Annotated in this window: 29 protein-coding genes; 12 read left to right on the top strand and 17 right to left on the bottom strand. The window is 57.8% G+C overall.

Translation table 11 applies throughout. From position 1 onward, the window contains the following. From B9Z45_RS05040 to B9Z45_RS05010, 7 genes are all read right to left on the bottom strand, one after another. Positions 1 to 247: transposase (locus B9Z45_RS05040; protein WP_146180858.1), on the bottom strand; the 247-nt coding region annotated here is incomplete at its 3' end. A gap of 127 nt (positions 248 to 374) precedes the next feature. Then, positions 375 to 1,478: a 1,2-phenylacetyl-CoA epoxidase subunit PaaE gene (gene paaE / locus B9Z45_RS05035; protein ID WP_108406132.1), complete on the bottom strand. Its 1,104-nt coding sequence runs from the start codon at positions 1,476 to 1,478 to the stop codon at positions 375 to 377. A 22-nt stretch (positions 1,479 to 1,500) separates the two neighbouring features. Then, complete coding sequence (gene paaD / locus B9Z45_RS05030; RefSeq protein WP_108406131.1) at positions 1,501 to 2,040, bottom strand: 1,2-phenylacetyl-CoA epoxidase subunit PaaD; 540 nt, start codon at positions 2,038 to 2,040, stop codon at positions 1,501 to 1,503. 9 nt (positions 2,041 to 2,049) lie between these two features. After that, on the bottom strand, positions 2,050 to 2,832 hold the full coding sequence (gene paaC, locus B9Z45_RS05025) for a 1,2-phenylacetyl-CoA epoxidase subunit PaaC (protein WP_108406146.1): 783 nt from the start codon (positions 2,830 to 2,832) through the stop codon (positions 2,050 to 2,052). A gap of 8 nt (positions 2,833 to 2,840) precedes the next feature. After that, positions 2,841 to 3,149, bottom strand: coding sequence for a 1,2-phenylacetyl-CoA epoxidase subunit PaaB (paaB, locus tag B9Z45_RS05020; RefSeq protein WP_108406130.1), 309 nt, complete (start codon positions 3,147 to 3,149; stop codon positions 2,841 to 2,843). Beyond that, positions 3,146 to 4,177, bottom strand: a complete 1,032-nt coding sequence (gene paaA / locus B9Z45_RS05015) for a 1,2-phenylacetyl-CoA epoxidase subunit PaaA (protein ID WP_108406129.1) — start codon at positions 4,175 to 4,177, stop codon at positions 3,146 to 3,148. The genes paaB and paaA overlap by 4 nt, the downstream gene beginning before the upstream one ends. A 130-nt stretch (positions 4,178 to 4,307) precedes the next feature. Continuing rightward, entirely contained in the window at positions 4,308 to 5,195 is an 888-nt protein-coding gene (locus tag B9Z45_RS05010; RefSeq protein ID WP_108406128.1) for a 23S rRNA (adenine(2030)-N(6))-methyltransferase RlmJ, read from the bottom strand. A gap of 196 nt (positions 5,196 to 5,391) precedes the next feature. On the opposite strand from B9Z45_RS05010, the gene rplM reads away from it, so the two are divergent. From rplM to erpA, 3 genes are all read left to right on the top strand, one after another. Continuing rightward, complete coding sequence (gene rplM / locus B9Z45_RS05005) at positions 5,392 to 5,823, top strand: 50S ribosomal protein L13 (RefSeq protein ID WP_108406127.1); 432 nt, start codon at positions 5,392 to 5,394, stop codon at positions 5,821 to 5,823. Between the two features lie 11 nt (positions 5,824 to 5,834). Further along, positions 5,835 to 6,227 (top strand): 30S ribosomal protein S9, encoded by a 393-nt coding sequence (rpsI, locus tag B9Z45_RS05000; protein ID WP_108354255.1) that lies wholly within the window; start codon positions 5,835 to 5,837, stop codon positions 6,225 to 6,227. Between the two features lie 163 nt (positions 6,228 to 6,390). Beyond that, positions 6,391 to 6,756 (top strand): iron-sulfur cluster insertion protein ErpA, encoded by a 366-nt coding sequence (gene erpA, locus B9Z45_RS04995; protein WP_108406126.1) that lies wholly within the window; start codon positions 6,391 to 6,393, stop codon positions 6,754 to 6,756. Positions 6,757 to 6,790: 34 nt separating this feature from the next. Here the strand turns inward: erpA and B9Z45_RS04990 are convergent, their stop codons facing one another. Together B9Z45_RS04990 and B9Z45_RS04985 are read right to left on the bottom strand one after the other, a co-directional pair. After that, positions 6,791 to 7,927, bottom strand: a complete 1,137-nt coding sequence (locus B9Z45_RS04990; RefSeq protein ID WP_108406125.1) for an anhydro-N-acetylmuramic acid kinase — start codon at positions 7,925 to 7,927, stop codon at positions 6,791 to 6,793. Positions 7,928 to 8,047: 120 nt separating this feature from the next. Then, a complete protein-coding gene (locus B9Z45_RS04985) occupies positions 8,048 to 9,514 on the bottom strand; it encodes a M23 family metallopeptidase (protein ID WP_108406124.1) in 1,467 nt (488 codons plus the stop codon). Positions 9,515 to 9,657: 143 nt separating this feature from the next. Here B9Z45_RS04985 and tyrS point away from each other — a divergent pair, with 143 nt between their 5' ends. Genes tyrS through dbpA form a run of 4 tightly spaced genes read left to right on the top strand, consistent with a single transcriptional unit; the run spans position 9,658 to position 13,751 of the window. Then, complete coding sequence (gene tyrS, locus B9Z45_RS04980; protein ID WP_108406123.1) at positions 9,658 to 10,890, top strand: tyrosine--tRNA ligase; 1,233 nt, start codon at positions 9,658 to 9,660, stop codon at positions 10,888 to 10,890. 49 nt (positions 10,891 to 10,939) lie between these two features. Continuing rightward, positions 10,940 to 11,866, top strand: coding sequence for a cation diffusion facilitator family transporter (locus B9Z45_RS04975; protein WP_108406122.1), 927 nt, complete (start codon positions 10,940 to 10,942; stop codon positions 11,864 to 11,866). Next, on the top strand, positions 11,863 to 12,306 hold the full coding sequence (dtd, locus tag B9Z45_RS04970; protein WP_108406121.1) for a D-aminoacyl-tRNA deacylase: 444 nt from the start codon (positions 11,863 to 11,865) through the stop codon (positions 12,304 to 12,306). Before B9Z45_RS04975 ends, dtd begins: the two co-directional genes overlap by 4 nt. A 35-nt stretch (positions 12,307 to 12,341) precedes the next feature. Further along, positions 12,342 to 13,751: an ATP-dependent RNA helicase DbpA gene (dbpA, locus tag B9Z45_RS04965; RefSeq protein WP_108406120.1), complete on the top strand. Its 1,410-nt coding sequence runs from the start codon at positions 12,342 to 12,344 to the stop codon at positions 13,749 to 13,751. Positions 13,752 to 13,915: 164 nt separating this feature from the next. On the opposite strand, the gene ybeY is transcribed toward dbpA, so the two are convergent. Then, a complete protein-coding gene (ybeY, locus tag B9Z45_RS04960; RefSeq protein WP_108406119.1) occupies positions 13,916 to 14,371 on the bottom strand; it encodes an rRNA maturation RNase YbeY in 456 nt (151 codons plus the stop codon). 16 nt (positions 14,372 to 14,387) lie between these two features. Then, positions 14,388 to 15,371, bottom strand: a complete 984-nt coding sequence (locus tag B9Z45_RS04955; RefSeq protein WP_108406118.1) for a PhoH family protein — start codon at positions 15,369 to 15,371, stop codon at positions 14,388 to 14,390. A 93-nt stretch (positions 15,372 to 15,464) separates the two neighbouring features. On the opposite strand from B9Z45_RS04955, the gene ruvA reads away from it, so the two are divergent. The 5 genes from ruvA to ruvB all read left to right on the top strand — a co-directional run bounded on the left by ruvA (position 15,465) and on the right by ruvB (position 20,295). Then, positions 15,465 to 16,040, top strand: a complete 576-nt coding sequence (gene ruvA, locus B9Z45_RS04950; protein WP_108406117.1) for a Holliday junction branch migration protein RuvA — start codon at positions 15,465 to 15,467, stop codon at positions 16,038 to 16,040. Positions 16,041 to 16,058: 18 nt separating this feature from the next. Further along, positions 16,059 to 16,916: a hypothetical protein gene (locus B9Z45_RS04945; RefSeq protein ID WP_108406116.1), complete on the top strand. Its 858-nt coding sequence runs from the start codon at positions 16,059 to 16,061 to the stop codon at positions 16,914 to 16,916. Positions 16,917 to 17,028: 112 nt separating this feature from the next. Next, on the top strand, positions 17,029 to 18,435 hold the full coding sequence (locus tag B9Z45_RS04940; RefSeq protein ID WP_108406115.1) for an AAA family ATPase: 1,407 nt from the start codon (positions 17,029 to 17,031) through the stop codon (positions 18,433 to 18,435). Then, complete coding sequence (locus B9Z45_RS04935; protein WP_108406114.1) at positions 18,432 to 19,178, top strand: retron system putative HNH endonuclease; 747 nt, start codon at positions 18,432 to 18,434, stop codon at positions 19,176 to 19,178. The genes B9Z45_RS04940 and B9Z45_RS04935 overlap by 4 nt, the downstream gene beginning before the upstream one ends. Positions 19,179 to 19,242: 64 nt before the next feature. Beyond that, positions 19,243 to 20,295 carry a Holliday junction branch migration DNA helicase RuvB gene (gene ruvB / locus B9Z45_RS04930; RefSeq protein WP_108406113.1) on the top strand — a complete coding sequence of 351 codons (1,053 nt, stop codon included), beginning with the start codon at positions 19,243 to 19,245 and terminating at the stop codon, positions 20,293 to 20,295. A 45-nt stretch (positions 20,296 to 20,340) separates the two neighbouring features. On the opposite strand, the gene B9Z45_RS04925 is transcribed toward ruvB, so the two are convergent. The 6 genes from B9Z45_RS04925 to B9Z45_RS04900 are packed head-to-tail and all read right to left on the bottom strand — an operon-like array spanning position 20,341 to position 24,121. Next, entirely contained in the window at positions 20,341 to 20,985 is a 645-nt protein-coding gene (locus tag B9Z45_RS04925) for a histidine phosphatase family protein (RefSeq protein ID WP_108406112.1), read from the bottom strand. 12 nt (positions 20,986 to 20,997) lie between these two features. After that, positions 20,998 to 21,621, bottom strand: coding sequence for a DUF4136 domain-containing protein (locus tag B9Z45_RS04920; protein ID WP_108406111.1), 624 nt, complete (start codon positions 21,619 to 21,621; stop codon positions 20,998 to 21,000). 20 nt (positions 21,622 to 21,641) lie between these two features. Beyond that, positions 21,642 to 22,571, bottom strand: coding sequence for a tRNA 2-thiocytidine(32) synthetase TtcA (gene ttcA / locus B9Z45_RS04915; protein ID WP_108406110.1), 930 nt, complete (start codon positions 22,569 to 22,571; stop codon positions 21,642 to 21,644). Between the two features lie 4 nt (positions 22,572 to 22,575). After that, a complete protein-coding gene (locus B9Z45_RS04910; RefSeq protein WP_108406109.1) occupies positions 22,576 to 22,947 on the bottom strand; it encodes a dihydroneopterin aldolase in 372 nt (123 codons plus the stop codon). Further along, positions 22,944 to 23,339: a dihydroneopterin aldolase gene (locus tag B9Z45_RS04905; protein ID WP_108406108.1), complete on the bottom strand. Its 396-nt coding sequence runs from the start codon at positions 23,337 to 23,339 to the stop codon at positions 22,944 to 22,946. The genes B9Z45_RS04910 and B9Z45_RS04905 overlap by 4 nt, the downstream gene beginning before the upstream one ends. Continuing rightward, positions 23,336 to 24,121 carry an SDR family oxidoreductase gene (locus B9Z45_RS04900; RefSeq protein WP_108406107.1) on the bottom strand — a complete coding sequence of 262 codons (786 nt, stop codon included), beginning with the start codon at positions 24,119 to 24,121 and terminating at the stop codon, positions 23,336 to 23,338. Before B9Z45_RS04900 ends, B9Z45_RS04905 begins: the two co-directional genes overlap by 4 nt. Positions 24,122 to 24,226 lie beyond the last annotated feature (105 nt).

Genomic DNA, 24,226 nt, shown 5'->3' with positions numbered 1-24,226 from the left:
CCTCGCAAGCCTCGTCGGCCAAGTTGAACCAGTGCTGCACAAAGTACATGCGCAACATACGCTCAAGTCCCACCGGCGGGCGACCATTGCCCGGCTTGGGGTAATGCGGCTCGATCACTTCGCATAGCGCATGCCACGGAACGATCTCATTCATTGTGGAGAGGAACACGTCGCGCCTGGTTGCGCGACGGTATTGTTCGAATCCGGCTCCTGCATCGGCCGCTAGGGCAAGGGTCTGTTGTTTCATCGACCTATAACGAAACAGCACCCAATGCGGTGGACTTATTCAGCGTAGCCCTAAACCAGCCATGTTTAAAAGCCCTGCAGTGCAGGGCTTTCTTCTTGGATTGAAATTTGATCCAGCTGTGACCGAATCAACGTTCGTCGAAACTCACCACGACCCGGTCGCTGGTCGGACGGGCTTGGCAGGACAGGATGAAGCCTTGCTCGACTTCCGGTTTTTCGAGTGTGAAGTTCTTGTCCATCACGGTTGTGCCTTCCATCACCTTACAGCGGCAAGTGCAGCAAACGCCGGCTTTGCACGAATAGGGCAGGTCCAGACCCAGGGACAGCGCGATGTCGAGGATTTTTTCGTTACGGTTCATCGGCATGTCGTAGGGCTTGCCATCGAGCACCACGGTCAGCTGCACTTCACCTTCCTCGCGGGTGGCCTTATGGCCCAGCACAGCCTGGCTGCGCTGTTCGGGGCTCAGCGCTTCCAGTGTGGGGGAACTGAAGCGTTCGGTGCGGATGCGCTCGGCCTTGATGCCGGCACCCAGCAGAGCTTGCTCAGTCGCTTCGATCATGGCTTCGGGGCCGCAAACAAAGACCTCGTCCATGCTGCCCACAGGCAAAAACGCATCGATGATGGCACGCACTTTGTCGCCATCGATGCGGCCTTCCAGCAGGGGCACTTCTTGCGCCTGGCGTGACAGGATGTGGATCAGTGTCAGGCGGTCAGGGTAGCGGTCTTTCAGGTCTTGCAGCGCTTCGTTGAACATGACACTGTCCATGCGGCGGTTGCCGTAGACCAGGGTGAACTTGGATTCGGGCTGGTCTTCAAGGGTGCTGGACAAGATGGACAGGATGGGTGTGATGCCCGAGCCTGCTGCAAAGCCCACCCGGTGGATGGCGCGGGGCCGTTGCACCACAAAACGGCCATCGGGCGGCATCACGCGCAAGGTGCCACCGGCTTGAAGTTGTGTGGCCGCCCAATTGGAAAACACGCCGCCTTCAACGGGACGGATGCCCACTTCGAGCAGGCCTTGCTTTTGCAGCAAGCTATTGGCTGAACAGATGGAGTAACTGCGGCGCACATCGGCGCCATCGATGCTGGCGCGCAGCGTCAGGAATTGGCCTGGCTGAAAGGCAAAGCTGTCACGCAGATTGGCCGGTACATTCAGCGTGATCGCCACTGCGCCTGCTGCCTCAGGGTTGACGCGTGCGACGGAGAGATCATGGAAGCGTGGTGCGGACATGGCTTCACTGCATCAAGGCAGCTCAATAGGGTTTGAAGTAATCGAAAGGTTCCATGCAGGCCAGGCACCGGTAAAGGGCCTTGCACGCCGTAGAGCCGAAGTGGGAGGTTTCGGTGGTGTTACTGGAGCCGCATTGCGGGCAGTTCACCACCTCGGGCCTGGCGCTGCGGGCAGCGAACTGCACCACGTTGGCCGAACCTGTTTTTTCGTTGGCACAGGCGTGGGGTGGGGCGATGCCGTAGGCGCGCAATTTTTCCTTTGCCACTTCGGTCATCCAGTCGGTGGTCCAGGCTGGTGCCAGTTGCGTGACCACACGGCCTTGCAGGCCGTTGGCCTGCAGCAGTGCGGACACGTCGTCCTCGATCTGGCCCATCGCCGGGCAACCGCTGTAGGTCGGTGTGATGACCACCTCCAGCCCAGTGGCACTTTCACGTACATCTCGCAGGATGCCCAACTCGCGCAGTGTGACCACCGGAATTTCCGGGTCAGTCAATGACTCCAGCAAAGCCCAGGCTCGGGCAATGTGTGTTGTGCTGGTTTGCAGGGGGATGGGGTTGGACATCAGCGTGTATTACCAGGTCGCTTGCGGGTGCGCGCGTGCCAGGCTTTGCATTTCAGCCAGTACGAACCCAAGGTGCTCGGAATGAATGCCCTGTTTGCCCGTGGTGACAAAGCCGCCAGCGGCGGGTCGCTGGAGTGTGGACTCTTGCAAAGCCGCATCCACGATCTGGTTCCAGTCGGTTTGCAATGAGGCCATGTCGATGCCGGTGCCGTTGGACAAGGCGGAGGCCTCTTGCGGGCTGTTGGTCCAGAATTCCTGGGTGTATGACAACAACTGGTCCACGGCAATTTGTGCGCGGTCATGCGATTCGGTGGTGCCATCGCCCATGCGCACCAGCCAGTCTCGCGAATGCCGCAGGTGGTAGCGCACTTCTTTGAGTGATTTGGCGGCGATCGCAGCCAGTTGTACGTCTTTGGAATTTTGCAATTGGTCCCAAACCAAAACCATCAGGCTGCTGTACAAAAAGTTTCGCACGATGGTGATGGCAAAGTCGCGATCGCCTTGAGCGGTGGCGGACATCAAGGGCATGTGCGGCAGTTCGCACAGTGTGTAGTTGCGAAAATCAGGCACATCACGGAAGTAGGCCAGCGTGTCTTCGGTGGCGTCACCGCCTTGCAGTTCGGCAGCTCGTTGGTAGAGCATTCGGGCCTGTCCGATCAGGTCCAGGCTGTTGTTGGCCAGGGCGATGTCTTCTTCTAGGATATGACCGTGACCGCACCACTCGGCGTTCCGTTGACCGAGGATCAGCGCGTTATCGGCGAGGTGCAGCAAGTAATCAATGGGGGCGTTCATCTGCCTGCTCACATGTGGCCCACTTCATCGGGGATCACGTAGAACGTGGGGTGCCGGTAAACCTTGTCACTGGCCGGGTCGAAGAACTCGGGTTTGTCATTGGGTTCGCTGGCCGCAATGCTGGCCGATGGAACGACCCAGATGCTCACGCCTTCCTGGCGGCGGGTGTAAACGTCACGGGCCATTTGCAGGGCATGTTCGGCGTCCGAGGCGTGCAGGCTACCGCAGTGTTTGTGTTCCAGACCTTGCTTACTGCGAACAAAAACTTCCCACAGGGGCCACTCCTTCAATGCGGTGGTGTTTGATGGGGTGCTCATGCAGCCTCCTTCATTTGGCGTTGCTGTTGTTTCTTGGCGTGGGCCATTGCTGCTTCACGTACCCAAGCACCGTCATTCCAGGCCTTCACACGCGCCCCCAGGCGCTCCTTGTTGCACGGGCCATTGCCGTTGACAGTGGCCCAAAATTCGTCCCAGTCGATTTGGCCGTAGTCGTGCTGCTGTCGCGCTTCGTTCCATTTCAGGTCGGGGTCGGGCAGGGTCACGCCCATCACCTTGGCTTGTGGCACGGTCGCGTCGACAAATTTTTGGCGCAGGTCGTCGTTGCTGATGCGTTTGATGCCCCAGCGCATGCCTTGCGCGCTGTTGGGACTGTCGGCATCGGGCGGTCCAAACATGGCCAAGCACTTCCACCACCAGCGGTTGACAGCGTCTTGCACCATGGCTTTTTGCTCGGCCGTGCCTTGCATCATGACCAGCAAGGCTTCAAAGCCCTGGCGCTGGTGAAAACTTTCTTCTTTGCACACACGCACCATGGCGCGGGCATAAGGTCCGTACGAACAACGGCACAGTGGCACCTGGTTCATGATGGCTGCGCCATCGACCAGCCAGCCGACCACGCCCACATCGGCCCAGTTGAGCGTGGGGTAATTGAAGATGGAACTGTATTTGGCTTTGCCGGTGTGCAGCCCGTCCAGCATTTGGTCGCGACTGGTGCCCAAGGTTTCGGCGGCGCTGTACAAATACAGGCCGTGGCCACCCTCGTCTTGTACTTTGGCAATCAGGATGGCCTTGCGCTTGAGGCTGGGGGCTCGGCTGATCCAGTTGGCCTCGGGCAGCATGCCAACGATTTCGCTGTGGGCGTGCTGGCTGATCTGGCGCACCAAGGTTTTGCGGTAAGCCTCGGGCATCCACTCTCGCGGCTCAATGCGACCATCGGCATCGATGCGCGCATCAAACTGAGCTTGCAAGGCAGCATCCTGGGGGCTTAGGGCTTTGGTAACGGCCTTCAGGCCGGAAGATTTGGCTTCCTCGGAACCGTCCGGGACGCTGAAAGATTGCGTGTACATGGGCTTCTCCTGCGCCAAACAGGATGGAATGATCGCGGCGCGGATGCCAGTATATCAATTAACCGACCGTGCGGTCGGTTAATTTAAAGAGTGCCGAATCAGGACTTTCCCTGAGCCCGGTTGGCGGCCGTCAAGACGATTCGACTTGCCAGCTCTTGCCCGTGCCTCTGGCCAGGGCCGGGCCCACCACATCCAGCGCCTGACGGATCTGGTCTTTCAGGGTGAAGGGCGGGTTGATGACGAACATGCCGCTGGCCACCAGACCTCCTTCATCGCCCGGCCCACGGCCAATCGCCAACGTGGCGTTGAGCCAGGGCTTTTGCGCCTGATTGGACAAGGTGCGCAGCCGACGCGGCAAATCGTGGGCTTCAGGGCGAGGAATGATCGGGTACCAGACCAGGTAAGTGCCAGTGGAAAAGCGCTTCAGGTATTCCTGAATGATGCTGGCGACTTTTCCGTAGTCGGACTTGATTTCGTAGCTGGGGTCGATCAGCACCATGGCCCGCTTAGAGCCTGTGGCCGAGGGAGGCGGAGGCAGCAATTTTTTGAGGGCCTCGAAGCCATCTTCACGGCTGACCGTGATGGTGCGGCCCGCGTCGAGTTGGGCGATGTTGGCGGTCAGTGACTTGCTGTCGGTCGGGTGCAGCTCAAACAGGCGCAGGCGGTCGCGTGATGCGTGGCGCATGAGTTTGTGCATCAAAAATGGCGATCCGGGATAGACCTTGGCTTGACCGTTCGGGTTGAAGCTGGCGATTTGTTCCAGGTAGTCTTGTACGGGCTCCGGCAAGGTGTCGAGTTTTTCGACCGCCGTCAGCAGCTTGAAAAGACCATCTTGGGCTTCCGCCCCTTTTTGGGAGTAATCGCCGTCCAAGCGGTATAAACCCGCCCCGGCGTGCGTGTCGATGAGGGTGATGCCGGCCTCTTTTTGCATGAGGTGGCGCATGGTGGCGAGCAAGGTGATGTGTTTGAGCACATCGGCGTGGTTGCCCGCATGGAAAGCGTGTCTGTAACTGAACATCTCTTAATGGTAACCAGATAACTTCGTCAAGTGCCTGATTTTTCGTATAATAGCTGGCTTCGCAGCGATTTGTGGCCCCGCGACGAAGACGCTCAGGCCTTGCCAGGCCAGGGCAATCTACCACCTAAGAGGTTCTCAAAAGAGGAACACCGACCGTGGAAAAGGGCCCGACAAACCATTCTTTAAGAGAAAACTCATGACAACAACTTTCAGCGCCAAACCCGCTGAGGTCGTGCACGAGTGGTTTGTGATTGACGCGACCAACAAGGTCCTCGGACGAGTAGCCAGCGAAGTTGCTCTCCGTTTGCGCGGCAAACACAAGGCCATTTACACGCCTCACGTCGACACAGGTGACTTCATCGTCATCATCAATGCTGCCCAGCTCAAAGTGACTGGCACCAAGACGATCGACAAAATTTACTACCGTCACTCGGGCTATCCCGGCGGTATCACTGCAACCAACTTCCGCGACATGCAAGCCAAACACCCTGGCCGCGCACTCGAGAAGGCTGTCAAGGGCATGCTGCCCAAGGGCCCGCTCGGTTACGCCATGATCAAGAAACTCAAGGTGTACGGAGGCGCTGAGCACCCCCACACCGCCCAACAGCCTAAAGTGCTGGAAATTTAAGGAGCCTTGAGATGATTGGTGAATGGAACAATGGCACAGGCCGTCGCAAATCCAGCGTCGCCCGCGTGTTTCTGAAAAAAGGCACTGGCAAGATCACGGTCAACGGCAAGGACATCCAAGCCTATTTCGGCCGTGAAACTTCGATCATGATCGCCAAGCAACCCCTCATGTTGACCAACCATGCCGAAACTTTCGACATCATGATCAACGTGCATGGCGGTGGTGAATCCGGTCAAGCCGGCGCTTCGCGCCACGGCATCACCCGAGCCCTGATTGACTATGATGCAACGCTCAAGCCTATGCTGAGCCAAGCTGGTTTCGTCACTCGCGACGCCCGTGAAGTCGAACGTAAAAAGGTCGGTCTGCACGGCGCTCGTCGTCGTAAGCAATTCTCGAAGCGTTAATCCGCTTTCTGTTTGTCAAAAAGCCGCAACGGTTTGCCGTGGCGGCTTTTTGCTTTTGGGAGGCAGCTTTAAAAGCCCATGAGCGCAGTAGCGTTACTGCTTGGGCAGGGCCGTAATTCCCGACCAACGCGCTATACTATTCTTCATTGAACGGAGAAACACCATGAGCGCTCTTGCTGAAAATATCCAGACTGAAATGCCCACGCCCATCGTCTTTACCGACAGTGCCGCTGCCAAAGTGGCCGACCTGATCGCTGAAGAGGGCAACCCTGATTTGAAGTTGCGTGTGTTTGTCCAGGGTGGCGGTTGCTCTGGTTTTCAGTACGGCTTTACCTTTGACGAAATCACCAACGAAGACGATACGACCATGAGTAAAAATGGTGTGTCCTTGTTGATCGACGCAATGAGCTACCAGTACCTCATTGGTGCGGAGATCGATTACAAAGAAGACCTCCAGGGCGCGCAGTTCGTCATCAAGAATCCAAATGCCACATCCACCTGCGGCTGCGGTTCTTCATTCTCAAGTTAACAGCATAGGCTGGCGAGCCTGGGCTCGTAGTGCATCACCGGGGGTAAACGGCCCCCAACACCCGGGCGCCTCTGGCGCCCGTGACGCTTGGCAGGCTCGCTGTCTCGCGTCGTGTGGTTTTGAAGGCCAGCCATGCAAATGCGGCTGCCTCCACCTGCAAAGGGGGTAAACCTCTTTTGCCGCTGTTGATGACTTGCAAATCTGGCAAATGGTGTGCCAGTCGACGCATCAGTTGCGCATTCAAGGCGCCCCCCCCACACACAATCAACTCCTCAGCCTTGACCGCATACCGCTGGACATCGCTTGCACAAGACAGGGCAGTGAACTCGGTCAAAGTGGCCTGAACGTCTTGCGTTCTGAGTGGGGTGTCTGCAGGCAAATGCGCCTGCAGCCAAGCCGGGTTGAACAGGTCACGCCCCGTGCTTTTGGGGGGTGACCGGTGCAAAAAAACCTCTGCCATGAACTGGCCCAGCAACTCGGGCAAAACATGGCCTTGTGTTGCCCAGGCGCCATCCCGGTCAAAAGATTGCCCCGTGTGTGTTGCGCACCAAAAATCCATCAAGGCATTGCCAGGGCCGCAGTCCCAGCCCAGCACGTCGCCGTTCGGCTGAAGAATGCTGAGGTTGGAGATGCCTCCGATGTTGAGCACCGCCACGCAAGCATCGGGGCGAGCGAACACGCCGTGGTGGAAGGCTGGCACCAGCGGGGCGCCCTGGCCGCCCGCAGACAGATCGCGGCTGCGAAAGTCGGCCACCACATCGATATCGGTCAACTCGGCGAGCAAGGAGGGGTTGATCAGTTGCAGCGTGTAGCCCACGGCTGCTTGCTGGCGGGCTGGGTCAGCATCGAATTCAAGGGGGCGGTGACGCACGGTTTGCCCGTGCGCACCGATGGCTGTGATGTCCGCTGCTTGCAAACCGCTTTGCAGCAGCAGGGCTTTGACTACCTCGGCATAACGGCGTGCGATCTGATTGCCAGCCAGCGAGCTGCGGTGTAACTCGTCCGGGCCACTTTGATTGAGGGCCATCAATTCGGCTTGGAAAGGGGTGTCAAAAGTCTCAAAAGCATGGGCTTCAACTTTGACCTGTCCTTGAGCGTCAATGTGTGCCAATACGCCATCGACGCCATCGAGCGAGGTGCCTGACATCAGGCCAATGAAGTAGGCGGTCATTCGGCGGGGTGAGTGAGGGGGCGGGAATGCGTAATCCGCTCTACTGGCAGGGTGGCTGACGCAGAGTTCACAAATCCGAGAGGCCGTGCATCAACAGAGGGCTTTTGCAGCCCTTGAAGATCACTGCACAGCGCCTTCTCTCATTTGTGCTGCGGCCAGCAGCTGCGATTTAGCCTGCTCTGAGACTGATTTGAAGCGCGCCGTGGCGGCTGGGCTGAGTGGCGTGCTTTGGGCTTGCTGGATCAATTTCTGGGGATCAACGTGTGTTCCGTTCACGCGAAATTCAAAGTGCAAATGCGGACCTGTTGACCAACCTGTGGTGCCCACTGCGCCAATGGCTTGGCCCTTTTGAACAGTTTGACCTTTTCGGACCTGAATCCGGCTGAGGTGGGCATAAACGGTTGAATGGTTGTTGCCGTGCCGGATGATCACCGTGTTGCCAAAACCGCCTTGCACACCTGCGAATTCGACAACGCCATCACCCACCGTCTGGGCGGGTGTGCCTGTCGGCGCGGCATAGTCCACGCCAAGGTGGGCTTTCATGGTCTGGAAGATGGGGTGAAGGCGCATCGCGAAACCGCTGGTCTTGCGAGAGAAAGCCACTGGCGATGCCAGGTAAGTACGGCTGAGGCTTTTGCCATCCATGCCGTAATAGTTGCCCTTTTGTCCGGGTTCTTGGTGCCAGACAGCTTCATAAGTTTTGTTGCCGTTGTTGAAGTCGGCCGTCAAGACGCGGCCAGTGCGGATCGGCTCACCGTCGGCTTCTAGAACTTCATAGACCACTGAAAAGCGGGCACCCTTGCGCAAGCTGCGGTGAAAGTCGATCTGGTTGGAGAAAATCTGGGTCAGCTGACTGATGACGGCATCGGGCAGGCGGGCTTCATCGGCAGCGTCGTAGAGAGATCTCGCCACGGTGCCGCCAGTCATGCGGATGCTGGTGGTCATTGGTGAGGTTTCCAGGGCTGCTTTCAAGCCCTGCTCAGTCCGCTGGATCACCAGGCGCTGGAAAAAAGTATCGGATTCGTTGTTGAGCCAGCGGACATTGATCTGGCGTAAGCGTTGTTGTCCATCCGCTTCAGCCACGACGGAGCGCCCAGCTTGCTTCAGCGCCTGTTTGGCCAATGGGTGGGTGCGCAAATATTGGGCAGCTTCCGGGTCAACCAAGCCCAGACGGCGCAGCAAACTTTCAGCCGTGTCTGAAGAACGGGTGCTGTCGGTGCGTGTCAGGCGCATCTCGATCAGGTCAAGAGAAAGGGCCTGGTCTTCCAGTTTTGCAATCGCGACAGGCACCACCACCGTGGTGACGGGTTGTTCGGCAATATCGGGGCCGAGGTTGGCGATGGCAAATGCGCCACCACCGCCAGCCAGCAAAATGGCGGCCAGCGTGGCGCTGATGGTTTTGGGGTGTCGGGTCAGCCAGCGTGCAAAAGCCTGGACTGGCAACACCAGTTGCGGGTGCTGTCCATCCAGCCAAGCCAGCATGCGCTGGGTGGCGATCAGCAAAGCACCCAGCACAGCGGTGCAAAGGAACAGGAAGCCGACGAACAGTGAGACCAGACGGGACTGGATTGAGGAGATAAATTGCATCAATTCGGGAGTGTTTCACGTCCCCCATCGTTTTAGCGATGAGGTGCCGCGATCTGCACATTCAGGCCGCCCTAAAATGGGCGACTTGTAGATTTAGAGCCATTGTACCGGTCTATACCCCTTTGACTTCAGAAAAAACCCTTATGAATCAAGCGCTTGTTACAAAATTCCCGGTCACGGACAAGACCCTTAATGCTTTGGAAGTCACCTTGAGGGGGTGCGACGAGCTGATTCCCAAAGAGGACTGGCTGCAAAAGCTGGCCAAATCTGAGTTTACAGGCGTTCCTTTGCGCATCAAACTGGGCTTGGACCCGACGGCGCCCGACATTCACATAGGCCACACCGTGGTGCTCAATAAAATGCGCCAGTTGCAGGATCTGGGCCATCAGGTCATCTTTTTGATCGGCGATTTCACCAGCCTGATCGGGGACCCTTCGGGGCGCAACAGCACCCGCCCGCCCCTCACACCCGAGCAGATCAAGCTCAACGCAGAGACCTATTACAAGCAGGCCAGCCTGGTGTTGGACCCTGCCAAAACCGAAATTCGTTACAACAGTGAGTGGTCGCTGCCCTTGGGCTCCATGGGCATGATTCAGCTGGCGGCCAAATACACCGTGGCCCGCATGATGGAGCGCAACGACTTCCATGACCGATTCAAGGCAGGCACGCCGATTTCGGTGCACGAATTTTTGTACCCCCTGATGCAGGGCTACGACTCGGTCGCCCTTGAATCGGACCTGGAGCTGGGCGGTACCGACCAGAAGTTCAACCTGCTGATGGGCCGCCACTTGCAAGCCGAATACGGGCAGGCGCAGCAATGTATTTTGACCATGCCGCTGCTGGAGGGCCTGGACGGCGTGGACAAAATGTCCAAATCCAAAAACAACTACATCGGCATCGCAGAAGAGCCCAACACCATGTTCGCCAAGGTGTTGAGCATTTCCGACACGCTGATGTGGCGTTGGTACACCTTGCTGTCGTTCAAGTCGATGCCGGAAATTGAGGCCTTGAAAAAAGAAGTCGAAGGCGGGCGCAACCCCAAGGACGCCAAGGTCATGCTGGCCAAAGAGATCACAGCACGCTTTCACAACATGGCCGCAGCCGATGCCGCCGAACAGGACTTCATCAACCGCAGCAAGGGCGGCGTGCCTGATGACATCCCTGAAGTGTCTTTGACAGGGGCTCCGATGGGCATCGGGGCCTTGCTCAAGTCAGCCGGGTTGGCGCCATCGACCACGGAGGCGGGGCGCTTGGTGGACGGTGGGGGCGTGCGAGTCGACTCCAGTGTGGTCAGCGACAAGGGTTTGAAACTCGAAGCGGGCACTTACATTGTTCAGGTGGGCAAGCGAAAATTTGCCAAGGTGACGCTGGCTTGACCGGGGCGTGGCGCACGGTGTGCTCATCCCATAGGGTTATCCTGAGCCCATGAAAATCATTGATTCCTGGATGAACCCCACGCGCATGCTGTGGGCTTCGGTGGTGGTGGCCTTGGTCACGATTGGCCTGAAAACAGGGGCCTGGTGGCTGACCGATTCGGTGGGTTTGCTGTCGGATGCGATGGAGTCGCTGGTCAACCTGGCCAGCGCCATCTTTGGTTTGATGATGGTCACCATCGCAGCGCGCCCGGCCGATGAGGCGCACCCCTACGGCCACCACAAGGCCGAGTATTTTTCTTCCGGATTTGAGGGCATCCTGATTGGGGTGGCCGCGCTGGGCATCATCTGGGTGGCCGTTCATCGCTTGTTTGACCCTCAGCCCATCGAGCAAGTCGGCTGGGGCCTGGCCTTGTCGGTGGGCAGTTCGGCCCTGAATGGCTTGCTGGCCTGGCTGATGTTTCGTGCAGCACGGCAGCACCGCTCGCTGGCCCTAGAAGCCGATGCCCGCCATCTGGTGACCGATGTCTGGACCTCGGCCGGGGTGGTGGTGGGCATCGCCCTGGTCAGCATGACCGGCTGGTTGTGGCTGGATGCTGCTGTGGCGATCGGTGTGGCCCTGAATATTTTGAAAGAAGGCTGGAGCCTGATCTGGCGCTCCTCCCAAGGCTTGATGGACGAGGCGCTGGAGCCCGAGATCCTGGCCGATGTCCAGAAGGTGCTGGATGGCTTTGCACACCAGCGTGGCGAGACAGCAATCATCCGCTTTGACCACCTGAACACCCGCAAAGCCGGGCAGCGCCGTTTTGTGGATGTGCACATGCACATGCCCGCCAGCTGGACTTTGGGGCGGGCCGCCGCTTTGCGCGGCAGTGTGGAGCAGGCCCTGATGAGCGAAGTCCCCGGATTGCGCGCCTCCATCCAGCTCTTGCCCAGTGATGTGGAAGCGCACTTCGACGACCCCCGGGATTTGAAATGATCGCGGTGCTGCAACGTGTGAGCGAAGCCAGTGTCCGGGTCGAAGGTGTCGTGATCGGTCAAATTGGTACCGGCCTGCTGGTGCTTTTGTGCGCCGAAAAGGGCGATACCGAAGCGGTGGCCGACAAGATGCTGGCCAAGATACTGAAGTTGCGCATCTTCAGTGATGCTGGAGGCAAGATGAACCTGAGCCTGCAGGATGTGGGCGGTGGTTTGCTGGTGGTCAGCCAGTTCACACTGGCGGCCGATGTGGCAGGCGGCAACCGCCCCAGCTTCACCCAGGCCGCAACGCCTGAAGAAGGTCTTCACCTGTATGGGCATTTTGTGGCGCAAGCCCGAAAAGCCCACCCAGAGGTGCAAACCGGGCGCTTTGCCGCCGACATGAAGGTCTCTTTGGTCAACGACGGGCCGATCACGATTCCGATGCGCATGACGGCCTGAGGTTTTGTCGGGGGGCGTCCAACGATAATCCCCGCATGACTGCAACCTCTCTTGCCGCGACATCTGCTCGCTTTGACCAGCTCCAACTGGCCCCCGCCACCCTTCAAAACCTCGAGCAGCTGGGCTACACCCAGATGACGCCCATTCAGGCCGCCAGTTTGCCGTTGACCCTGGACGGGCAAGACCTGATCGCGCAGGCCAGCACCGGCAGTGGCAAAACAGCCGCATTCGGGTTGCCTCTGATTGAGCGCCTGCAAAGCGCCGGGTCTCCCAGTACCGCCATCCAAGCCGTGATCTTGTGCCCCACGCGCGAACTGGCCGATCAGGTCACCCAGGAAATCAGGCGCTTGGCCCGCGCACGCCAAAACGTCAAAGTGGTCACCTTGTGCGGTGGCGTACCCTTGCGCGGCCAGACCGTGAGCCTGGAGCATGGTGCCGATGTGGTGGTGGGCACGCCTGGCCGCATCCTGGACCATCTGGAGCGGGGCTCACTCAGTCTGGCGGGCGTGAACACCTTGGTGCTTGATGAAGCCGACCGCATGCTGGACATGGGCTTTTTTGATGACATTGCCAAGGTGGTGCGCCAATGTGCCAAAGACCGGCAAACTTTGCTGTTTTCGGCCACTTACCCCGAAGGCATCGCCAAGCTGGCGGCGCAGTTCATGCGCGCCCCGCAAACAGTGAAGGTCCAAGCGCAACACAGCGCCCACAAAATCCGCCAAATTTGTTACGAGGTGAGCGAAAGCCAGCGACTGGATGCCGTGTCTAAACTGCTGGCGCATTTCCGACCAGAGCGCACGCTGGCCTTTTGCAACACCAAGCAGCAATGCCGTGATCTGGTGGCCGTGCTGCAGGCGCAGGGTTACAGCGCCTTGGCCTTGTTTGGCGAGCTGGAGCAGCGTGAACGCGACCAGGTGCTGGTGCAGTTTTCCAACCGCAGTTGCTCGGTGTTGGTGGCGACCGATGTCGCCTCACGTGGCTTGGACGTGGAAGGCCTGGAAGCCGTCATCAACGTCGATGTGACACCCGACTCCGAAATCCATATTCACCGCATCGGCCGCACCGGACGGGGCGACGCCGAAGGGCTGGCGCTGACGCTGGTCAGCATGGACGAGATGGGTTCGGTCGGCAAGATCGAGCTGATGCAAGGCCGCGAGTCCATTTGGGCGCCGATTTCTGATTTGAACCCAGCCCCCGGTGGCCTCTTGCAACCGCCCATGCGCACTTTGCAAATCGTCGGTGGTCGCAAAGAAAAAATCCGTGCGGGCGATGTGATGGGCGCGCTGGCTGGCGAATGCGGCCTCACCCGTGAGCAGGTGGGCAAGATCAATGTGAACGAGTTTTCGACTTATGTGGCGGTTCAGGCTGAACTGGCCCGCAAGGTGGAGACGCAGCTGTCACACGGCAAGGTCAAGGGCAAGAGTGTGAAGGTTCGGCAGCTCTAAATTTGATGTGAGAGCGGTGAATGGGGCGATGTGGCGGGCACCTCATGACGGGGTACCGAAAATCGGTGCCCACCGCATCGCCCCATTCACCTTGGCTGCTGTTCAAAATTCACGAGTTGTTGACATGCACAACGATTTCGGTTGTCAACCGAAACCTCACTCAGTCACTTATACGGGTTCTTGAGTCCCAACCCGGTCAGGATGTCGATCTCATAGGCCTCCATCTCTTCAGCGTCGGCCTCGCTGGTTTCGTGGTCCCAGCCCTGGGCATGCAAAGCACCATGCACCAGCAAGTGTGCGTAGTGCGCGGCCAGCGTTTTCCCCTGCTCTTTCGCCTCGCGGGCCACCACCGGCGCGCACAACACCAGGTCGGCCATCACCACAGGTTCTTGTGCGTAGTCGAAGGTCAGCACGTTGGTGGCGTAGTCCTTTTTGCGGTAGCTGCTGTTCAGGCTCCGGCCTTCTTCTTCGCCCACGATGCGCACCGTGATCTCGGCATCGTCTGCCAGCGCGTGGCGGATGGCGCGGGTGACCGCATGGCGGGGCAGGGCGGCGCGGTGTCGGGCGGCGTGGGGGATGTCGCCGAATTGAAGCGAGAGTTGGAGTTGTTTCAGTGCCATGTCGGTTGGGTCTGTGTCATTCGTCGGCGGGCAGAGGTTTGCGGCGGGTCGATATGCCCGCGCGCAAGACGGCGCTGCCTTGCGCATCGTAGGCATCCACGATGCGGGCAACCAGGGGGTGACGCACCACGTCGGCGCTCGAAAAGCGGGTAAAGGCGATGCCCTTGACGCGTTTGAGCACCCGTTCGGCGTCGATCAGGCCACTGAGCTGGCTCTTTGGCAGGTCGACCTGGCTGACGTCGCCAGTGACCACCGCCTTGGCGCCAAAGCCGATCCGGGTCAGGAACATCTTCATCTGTTCGGTCGATGTGTTTTGCGCTTCGTCCAGGATCACGAAAGCGTTGTTGAGTGTGCGCCCGCGCATGAAGGCCAGCGGCGCGATCTCGATGGCGTTGCGCTCGAAGGCCTTTTGTACTTTGTCGTAACCCATCAGGTCGTACAGCGCGTCGTACAGCGGGCGCAAATAAGGGTCGACCTTTTGCGACAGGTCGCCGGGCAAAAAGCCCAGTCTTTCGCCGGCTTCCACGGCTGGCCGCGTCAACACGATGCGTTGAACACTGGCCCGCTCCAGCGCATCCACCGCACAGGCCACGGCCAGATAGGTTTTACCGGTGCCCGCAGGCCCGATGCCAAAGGTGATGTCGTGGGTGGCGATATTTTCAAGGTACGCCGCCTGAACGGGCGTGCGGGCCTTCAGGTCGGCACGGCGGGTTTGCAAGTCGGGTGGCGTCATGCCTGTCTCTGCGGCGGGGTCTCCGGCCAGCATCAGTTGCACCATGTCAGGGGCAATCGGGCGGTCGGCCCGCTCATATATGGCTTGCAAAATCTCCATGGCACGCACGGCCACGGCCTTGGGCCCGTCCACCTTGAATTGCTCATGGCGGTGCGCGATGCCCACTTGCAGGCCTGCTTCGATCGTGCGCAGGTGCGCGTCCATCGGACCGCACAGGTGTGCCAGGCGGGTATTGTTGTGCGGGGTGAAGGTGTGTCTGACGATCAAGTGGATAATCCTGTTCGTGGTGGTTTCGCTGGGTTATTTGCCGGCCGAGGAGCCCCGATTCTCCTCCATATCAATGCAACCTAAAGGCCCCCCATGATTGGCAAACTCACAGGCATCCTGAGCGACAAGAACCCACCCGAGGTGGTGGTGGATTGCCATGGCGTGGGCTACGAGGTCAACGTGCCCATGAGCACTTTTTACAACCTGCCTGCGACCGGTGAAAAAGTCAGTCTGGTCACGCACTTTGTGGTGCGCGAGGATGCGCAGATTCTTTACGGCTTTGCCACCTTGTCAGAGCGTGAGGCCTTTCGCCAGCTCATCAAGATTTCCGGCGTCGGTCCCCGCACGGCCTTGAGCGTGTTGTCGGGCATGAGCGTGTCAGACCTGGCGCAGGCCATCACCACGCAAGAAGTCGGGCGCTTGGTCAAAGTGCCGGGCATTGGCAAGAAAACCGCCGAGCGCCTGTTGCTCGAACTCAAAGGCAAGCTGGGGGGTGACCTGGGCGGCCTGTTTGCCACGAACACCAGCGATGCCCAAAACGACATCCAGCAAGCCTTGCTGGCGCTGGGCTACAGTGACAAAGAGGCAGCGGCTGCCCTCAAGAGCCTGCCCGCCGATGTGGGCGTGAGCGAGGGCATCAAGCTGGCACTCAAGGCCTTGAATAAATAAATTTCTTTCATTAATTATATGAAAACAATCTTGTGGCTTATTCCGTTGCTGATGGTGACTGCCTGTGTTACTGCTCCATCGAATTTTGATCGTGGGTTGTCTAACTTTAAAGATGGAAATTTAGAGGCAGCTTATCGATTCCTTGAGGAGCCAACGGCAAGTCAAAAGATAACTGTTCAAGAGCTATTCAAAAACCGACCAGAGATTCTCCGAGCTGGTGCCCAAACTTTTACTGAAGATGCGTTAAAGGAATCAATAAAAACCTATGGTCGTTCAGAGAGTTTTAAGATTGAACATAAAAGACTAGAGCTTTTTCGTAGCTACGCAGATTTTGACTTGCTTAAAACTGCTGAATTGGTTTTTGCCAAAGAATTTGGAGCCGAGCTTTCGTCGCACTTTAAAGAAGTTGCTGAAAGGGCGCGTGTTGCAAAACTGCCGGAGGCAGAGCAGGCTCAATATTGGGCTGATAGATATAAAAAGTGGGAAGAGTCTGTGACCATTTTCGGGCGTGTGATGGGGGCTCAACTGATCGATGAGTCCAGATCGGGCAACACCACAGGTTCACAAATTGGCGCATTGGTGGCTCAAGCTGCATACATCGATACACGAAATATTTTTAATTACAGTGCCATGGGGCAATTGCAGTCAGGGTTAATGGGGGGGGTGCTTGGAAGTCTTGCAAATAAATCCCCCGTAACTGCATTCAGAAAGGTGTATTTTTTGAAAATTGGTCCCGATGTTAAGAGGCTTGATATTGTCGATACAAGCCAAATCTTATATCCAATCGGTGTGTGTATTTATTATAGGGAGCCCTTTGTTATCAATATTGCATCTGATGATAAGTGTGTGCCAGTAAATGGATCATTGGTTAAATGATTGCATGCAAAAATGGAGGTGAGGCAATGCAAGACCGACCCCAAGGCGTGGAGTTTGGGGCAGATTTGACTGGCCGAAATGAGTCGAACCTTCAAAACGAGAGACTTTCACAATGCGACTTAAATCTGTCACGCTGAACAACTTCAGGTGCTTTGAACACCTCAGGCTAGAACTGCACCCCCAACTTACAGTCATTGTTGGAAACAACGGCGCAGGCAAGACTGCTTTGCTGGACGGTATTGCCACCGCGCTCACCCCTGTGTTATCTCACCTGTCATCTGCAAATCAGCGTTTGAGCGGTAGGGGTATCAAGGACGCTGACTTTCGCCTTGAGGCCACCACGGGCCGTGGCGGAAAAAACCAATGGGCCAAAGCAGACTTTGCCCAAGTCATGGTGGAAGCCCATGGTGACCTGCGGTGGGACTACTGGCGACCGTCTGGCAACGCCAAGGGGGTGGAGCCGCCCGAAAAGTGGGGCGAAACGCAGTTAAAGGAGTATCTTGGAGCAATCTATGCCAGTTATAAGACAGCCACTCCAGGGTTGACCCCCACCTTTGCCTATTACGGTGCCAGTCGAGGCAGCATCAAGGTGCCAGAACGTCTGCGGGAAGCCAAACTTAACTACGACCACCCAACTGCAGCGCTTTATGACTGCCTCGACCCTGCCAGCGACTTCCGTGAAATGTTGGAGTGGTTTGATCTGGAGGAGTCCTCTGAACTGCGAGAAAACAAGGGCTTGGTGGGCGATAAATTTTTGCCTTTCCAGTCGCTTGATGCCGTCCGCGCTGCTGTTGTTGGTCTGTTGGGGCAGTTCAGAAATCCCCACTTCAACAGCAAGCACAAGTTCATGCTCACGCGTGAGAGCGACGGCGCTCCTATGCTGGTCGAGCAACTCAGCCAAGGCTATCAGAGCATGCTTGCCCTGGCCATGGACTTTGCGCGGCGCCTGGCCATTGCAAATCCGCATCTGGAATACAAGGACGACGATTACGCTATCCAGACGATCCATCAGGCGATTGTGCAGCTGGCAAGCTTGGGCATCCCTACTGCCGACCCATTCCATGAGGCACTGCCCATGAGTGCCCCTGCCATCATGCTGGTGGACGAAATTGACCTGCACCTGCATCCGTCCTGGCAGCAGCGCGTGCTGCAGGATTTGATGAGAACTTTTCCGTTGACGCAATTCATTGTCACGACTCACAGCCCGCAGGTGCTCAGCACCATCCACCGAGAAAACATCCGCGTGCTTAGCGGCAACGCTGCTCACATGCCTTTGGCCATGACCTACGGCCAGCCTAGCAGCGATGTGATGCACCGTGTCCAACAGGTTGATCCCCAACCACCGATTCAAGAAAAACCGCAGTTGGATGAGTTGACTGAATTGGTAGATACAGGTCAATACAGCCAACCGCGGGTAGAGGAATTATTTTCACTTTTGAAAGACCAACTGGGTGAACACCACCCTCAACTCCTTACATTGCAACGAAACATTCGACGTATGGAGGCTCTAAAAAAATGAGAGTAGTTGTTAAAGACTTGGCGAATCAGGGCTACTTGCCTCTGCGGGGTCGGCAATCCCCAAGCACATCAGGTGAGGCAACACGCGCATGGGACAGATTCGGAAACAAATCTTCAGTTCTGAATGCTTTGCTAGCAGAGCAATATCACCTTTGCTGTTATAGCGAGGTAAGGGCAGACGAGGAAGAATTGGGATACCACATTGAGCATGTTGAAAACAAAAGCCAAAACCCAGCGCGTACCTTTGATCCGAAAAATCTTGCTGCCTGCGCAATCGACAGCAACTCAGGATTTATAAAACTTAAAGCGCAATCTGAGGGCTTGAGCGTGAGCTTGTTTGGTGGGCATGCTCCTTTAAAAGCGCAATCAGTTGATATGACTCAATTTATTCATCCATACCAGGCAATCAGCTCGGCACCTTTCTTTCGGTACCTCTCCGATGGCCGAATCATTCCGAATCCAAATTTGGCTCCCTCCACCGTTGAATACCTTAAAGCCGAGTACACCATCCGGCAGTTAAACCTAGATAGTCCTTATTTGAGAGCAATGCGGAAAAGTTGGTGGCAGGAACTAGACGGATTTGAAAAATCGTCTAGTGATCACTCAGAGGCCATGCGCAAATTGGCTCAAGTTCACCTGCTGCCCTCCGATGGAAAACTTAATCGTTTTTTCAGTCTTAGTCGCCAGTTTTATGGCGTTAGGGCTGAACAAGTATTGCTCCAACACGCACCCCAACTGCTCTAAATCCACATCATTTTTAGCATCGGGTACCTCCCGCAATTCCTATTAAAGCCACCCAGTCATTGTCATGAGCATCCGCACCGACGACTTTGCCCCGCAGCCCGAACCCCGGGTCATTTCTGCGGCCCCCGTGTCCCATCAAGAAGAGGCCATCGAACGCGCCCTGCGGCCCAAGCTGCTCGATGAATACGTGGGCCAAGTCAAGGTGCGCGAGCAGTTGGAGATTTTCATCAGCGCGGCCAAGATGCGCGAAGAACCGCTGGACCATGTGCTGCTGTTTGGCCCGCCGGGTTTGGGTAAAACCACGCTCAGCCACATCATCGCGGCCGAGCTGGGTGTGAACCTGCGCCAGACCAGCGGCCCGGTGCTCGAAAAACCCAAGGATTTGGCCGCGCTTTTGACCAATCTGGAGCGCAACGATGTGCTCTTCATTGACGAGATTCATCGGCTGTCGCCCGTGGTCGAAGAGATCTTGTACCCCGCGCTGGAGGACTACCAGATCGACATCATGATCGGCGAAGGCCCTGCCGCCCGCAGCATCAAGCTCGACTTGCAACCCTTCACGCTGGTGGGCGCCACCACCCGTGCGGGCATGCTCACCAACCCGCTGCGCGACCGCTTTGGCATCGTTTCGCGGCTGGAGTTTTACACGCCCGAAGAGCTGACCCGCATCGTCACCCGCAGCGCAGGTTTGCTCAAGGCGCCGATCGATGCTGCAGGCTCTTTCGAGATCGCCCGCCGCTCACGTGGCACGCCGCGCATCGCCAACCGCCTGCTGCGCCGGGTGCGTGACTATGCCGATGTGAAAGGCGATGGCACCATCCACAAAGGCCTGGCGGAGTCGGCCCTGGTCATGTTGGACGTTGACCCGGAAGGCTTTGATCTGATGGACCGCAAACTGCTGGAAGCCGTGATCCACCGATTTGATGGTGGCCCGGTTGGGCTGGACAACATCGCTGCCAGCATCGGTGAAGAACGCGACACCATCGAAGACGTGATCGAGCCGTATCTGATTCAGCAGGGCTACTTGCAACGCACACCACGCGGTCGCATGGCCACTTTGGCTGCGTTCAAGCATTTGGGGGTTACGCCGCCCAAGTCGTTTGGCGACCGACTCTGATCGATGCGGTTGACGCCACGCTGAGCGTCTGCAAATCCAATCTCTTCAGGTCGTTGTTTCGTCTTCGCCCAGCGCCTCCAGATGCGAGGTGTCGCCCCAGCCCACCAGTGAAAGCCCTTGTGGTGTCCACAGCAGCCGGTTGACGGCGGTGTTGGTCAGCTGCCAGGTGCGCGGGGCTTGCAGCGTCAGGCGGGTGGCCGCGCGGTACAACACGTCAAGCACGCCACCGTGCACAACCAAAACGATTTGCTCGCCTGGGTGTTGCACGGCCAGTTCATCGACGGTGTTCAGGATGCGCTCATGCAGCATGACCAAAGACTCGCCACCACCGGGGGGCGTCCATTCGGGCACACGCTTGCGCCATTGAAGCGCGTGCTCGGGCAATTCGGCTTCGATTTGGGCAAATGTGCGGCCCTGAAACACACCAAAATGCCGCTCGCGCAGACCAGCATGCACCGCCACTGTTTGGCCCATGGCCTGAGCAATCGCACTGGCAGTGGCGTGGGCGCGCGACAAATCACTGGCATAAATGGCATCGACCGTGTCGCGCTGTGCCAAGGCTTGCGCCAGATGGCTTGCCTGTCGCAGCCCCACTTCATTCAGTGGAATGTCCAGATGCCCCTGGAGTCGGGTGTCCACGTTCCAGGCGGTTTCTCCGTGCCGAATGGCCAGAATGCGGGTGGCGTCCATGAAGTCCTTGGGTCAGCGTGGCAGTTCGATGTTCACCCGGCGCAGGCCTGCAGGCGGGTTCGGGAAGTTGGCCAGTGCGGCTTGAAACAAGGTGGCAAAAATGGTGTTGTTGTCTCGCCAAGGCCCGTCGTGCGAGGCCCGGGTTTCGTAGACCACTTGGCCTGTTTTGAGGTCGCGCATGATCAGCCCCACTTCCCGGTGGTAATGCGTGGGTGGCGGAAAGCGCATGCCCATGCCCATTCCCAAGCCAACATGGGGTCCGAGGCCGCTGCCCAGGTAGATGTTCCCATAGGGCGTCCAGCCCGGAGGCAAAGGGCGACCCCAAGGGTCGGCCAGGTACTGCACACCCGAAAAATTCACCAGCACGCTGATTTGAGCGCTCGCATCGTCGCGCACCAGACCCACCGCCGTCATGGCCGCCTGGGCCTGTTGTTCGGCCAGTCCAGCTTCTGGGTTGTTGACTTGCGAGGGCAGCCGTTCAAACCGGTATTTGGCGCCTTGCAAGCTCATGCCGGTTGGTACGGCAGCCACCGATACGACGTCGCTGTCGATGATGCGCATGGAGGCGCAACCTGTCAGCAGGCTCAAGGCCAGAACGCAGACCAGTCCAAACAAGCGTCGAATTTCCCTGTTCATGGCACACCTCCCGAGGGGATTTAGACCGAGATCACCTGAATCCCCGGCAAACCGGGTTCAGAGAAACTTTCTTCATCAAAGGCCTTGTCTCCTTCATCCGATTCGATGCCGGTGATTTTGAGGCTTTTGAAGCCATGCAGTTTGGCATCCATCAAATGCGAAGGGACCACGTTCTGCAGGGCCGAAAACATGTTTTCAATGCGGCCAGGGTGCTTTTTTTGCCACTCGCGCAGCATGTTGCCGACCTGCACGCGCTGCAGATTTTCCTGGCTGCCACACAGTGTGCAGGGGATGATCGGGAACTGTCGGTGCTCTGCCCAACGGATCAGGTCGGTCTCGGCCACATAGGCCAGTGGCCGTATCACCATGAATTCGCCGTTGTCGCTGACCAATTTGGGTGGCATGCCCTTCAGCTTGCCGCCAAAAAACATGTTCAAAAAGAAAGTCTGGAGCATGTCATCGCGGTGGTGGCCCAGAGCCAGCTTGTTGCATTTGAGCTCACGCGCAACGCGGTACAAAATGCCCCGCCGCAGACGAGAGCACAGGCTGCACATGGTCTTGCCTTCGGGAATCTTGTCCTTGACGATCGAATAAGTGTCCTGCGTTTCGATGTGGAATTCAACGCCGAGCTCTTTCAGGTAGGCGGGCAGGATATGGTCGGGAAAACCTGGCTGCTTTTGGTCCAGGTTGACTGCCACCAGCTTGAAGTCGACCGGGGCGCGGGCCTTCATTTTGAGCAAGATGTCCAGCATGCCGTAGCTGTCCTTGCCGCCCGACATACAGACCATGATGCGGTCGCCTTCTTCAATCAGGTTGAAGTCGGAGATCGCCTGACCCATTTGGCGACAAAGGCGCTTTTCCAGTTTGTGGATTTCGCGTTCGATCTTGACGGCCTTGGCCGCATCGCTCACTTCGGGCTCGACCCAAGTGTTGTTGGTTGCTGTGTTCATGGCTTCACCACTGTCCTGTTTCCATGCGAATGGCCACTTCGCAGTCTTCAAAAATTTCAAGTTTGGCAATCTTGACACGCACACCCAGCACACCTGGCAATTGCATCAGGCGGTTGGAGAGTTTGCCGATCAGTGTTTCCAACAGGTTCACGTGCTCGGCGGTGCATTCCTCAATGATGATTTTGCGCACTTTGCGGTAGTCCAGCACATGCATGATGTCATCGTCGCTGGGCAAAACCGCTTGCGAACCCAGGTTCAGCTCGGCATCGACCTGGATCGGTTGCGGGTCGATTTTTTCGTGTTCCAGGATGCCCAGGTTGGCATTAAAGCGCAAACCGGTGAGCTCCAGGGTTTGGTGTCCGGCAGGGGTTTTCATGGGGCAGATTTGATCTTGAAAATTTCAACCCCGACCGCTTCGCAGTCTGGGTACACATCGGGTTTGCAGGTGGACAGGCGCACGGCCAGCACCTGAGGATGCGCGATCAGCTCGCGCATCAAATCGTCGCAAAGGGTTTCTTGCAGCACGATGTGGCCTTTCGCCACGCGCTTTGCAATCACCTCGCGGATGAAGTCGTAATCCACCACTTCGGACAATTCGTCTTGCATGGGGGTGGATTCGCTGTAGGGCACGAACAACTCCACGTTGAAGACGATGCGCTGTGGGCCGAGCTTTTCAAAGTCGTGTGCGCCGATGCGCACATCCACCGTGTGGTTGCGCAGAAACAGGCGGCGGCAGTCCAGCGCCAGTGCGTTGACGGCATCGTTCATGCGTCGGCTTTCGTCTTGGTGATATCTGCCAGAAACATCACATCGCGCTCCAGGGGCACCAGATGCTGGCCGTTGTCCACGCAGACCGTGGTGCCGGTGATGCAGGGGTTTTGTGCCAGAAAAAGGCAGGTGGCTGCGACCTGGGTCGGGTCAATCGGCTGGCGCAGCAGGTTGACGCGGCTGGCCCGGTCAAAGTTGTCTTGCGTTTGCGGCCCGCTTAAAAACATCAGGCCCGGGGCCACGCCACAAACGCGCAGCGCTGGCGCCAAGGCCTGGGCTTGCAGTGCCACCGAGCGCTCCAGCGCCAGCTTGGACACGGTGTAGGAAAAATAATCGGGATTCAGGTTGAACACCTTTTGGTCCAGGATATGGATCACGCTGCGCTCACCAGGCCGGACGTCGGGTGCGGTTTGCCTGGTCATGAGCGAGGCCAAAGCCAGCGGAGCCATCAGATTCACTTCAAGCTGCTGGCGTGCAGCGGGCAGGTTCATTTCGGTGCCAGAGTCCGGTTCGAACAAAGAGGCGTTGTTCACCAGGCAATGCAGCGGGCCGTGGCTTTGCCCGATGCGAGCCAGCATTTGTTCGACTTCGTGGGCTTGGCCGAGATCGGCCGCCACCAGCTCAACTTGTGCGCCTGTGGCTTGCAATTCGGTTTGCAGGGCCCGAGCAGCCGTTTCCGAGCGCTGGTAATGGCACCACACGCGCCATCCGGCCGCCGCAAATTGGCGAACAATCGCTGCGCCCAGGCGGTGCGCGCCTCCGGTGACCAGAACTTGTTTCATGGATAGATGGCCTGACAGCTCGGGCTGTACAGAATAAAGAAGACCAACAAAGAATCCAATTATCGGGCAAGCCGCGCATGCGAGCCCCTTTTCGCCCATTTTGAC

The sequence above is a fragment of the Limnohabitans sp. 2KL-17 genome (assembly GCF_003063415.1).
In the GTDB taxonomy this organism is placed as follows: domain Bacteria; phylum Pseudomonadota; class Gammaproteobacteria; order Burkholderiales; family Burkholderiaceae_C; genus Limnohabitans_A.
This window is presented reverse-complemented; position numbering and strand designations above follow the sequence as displayed.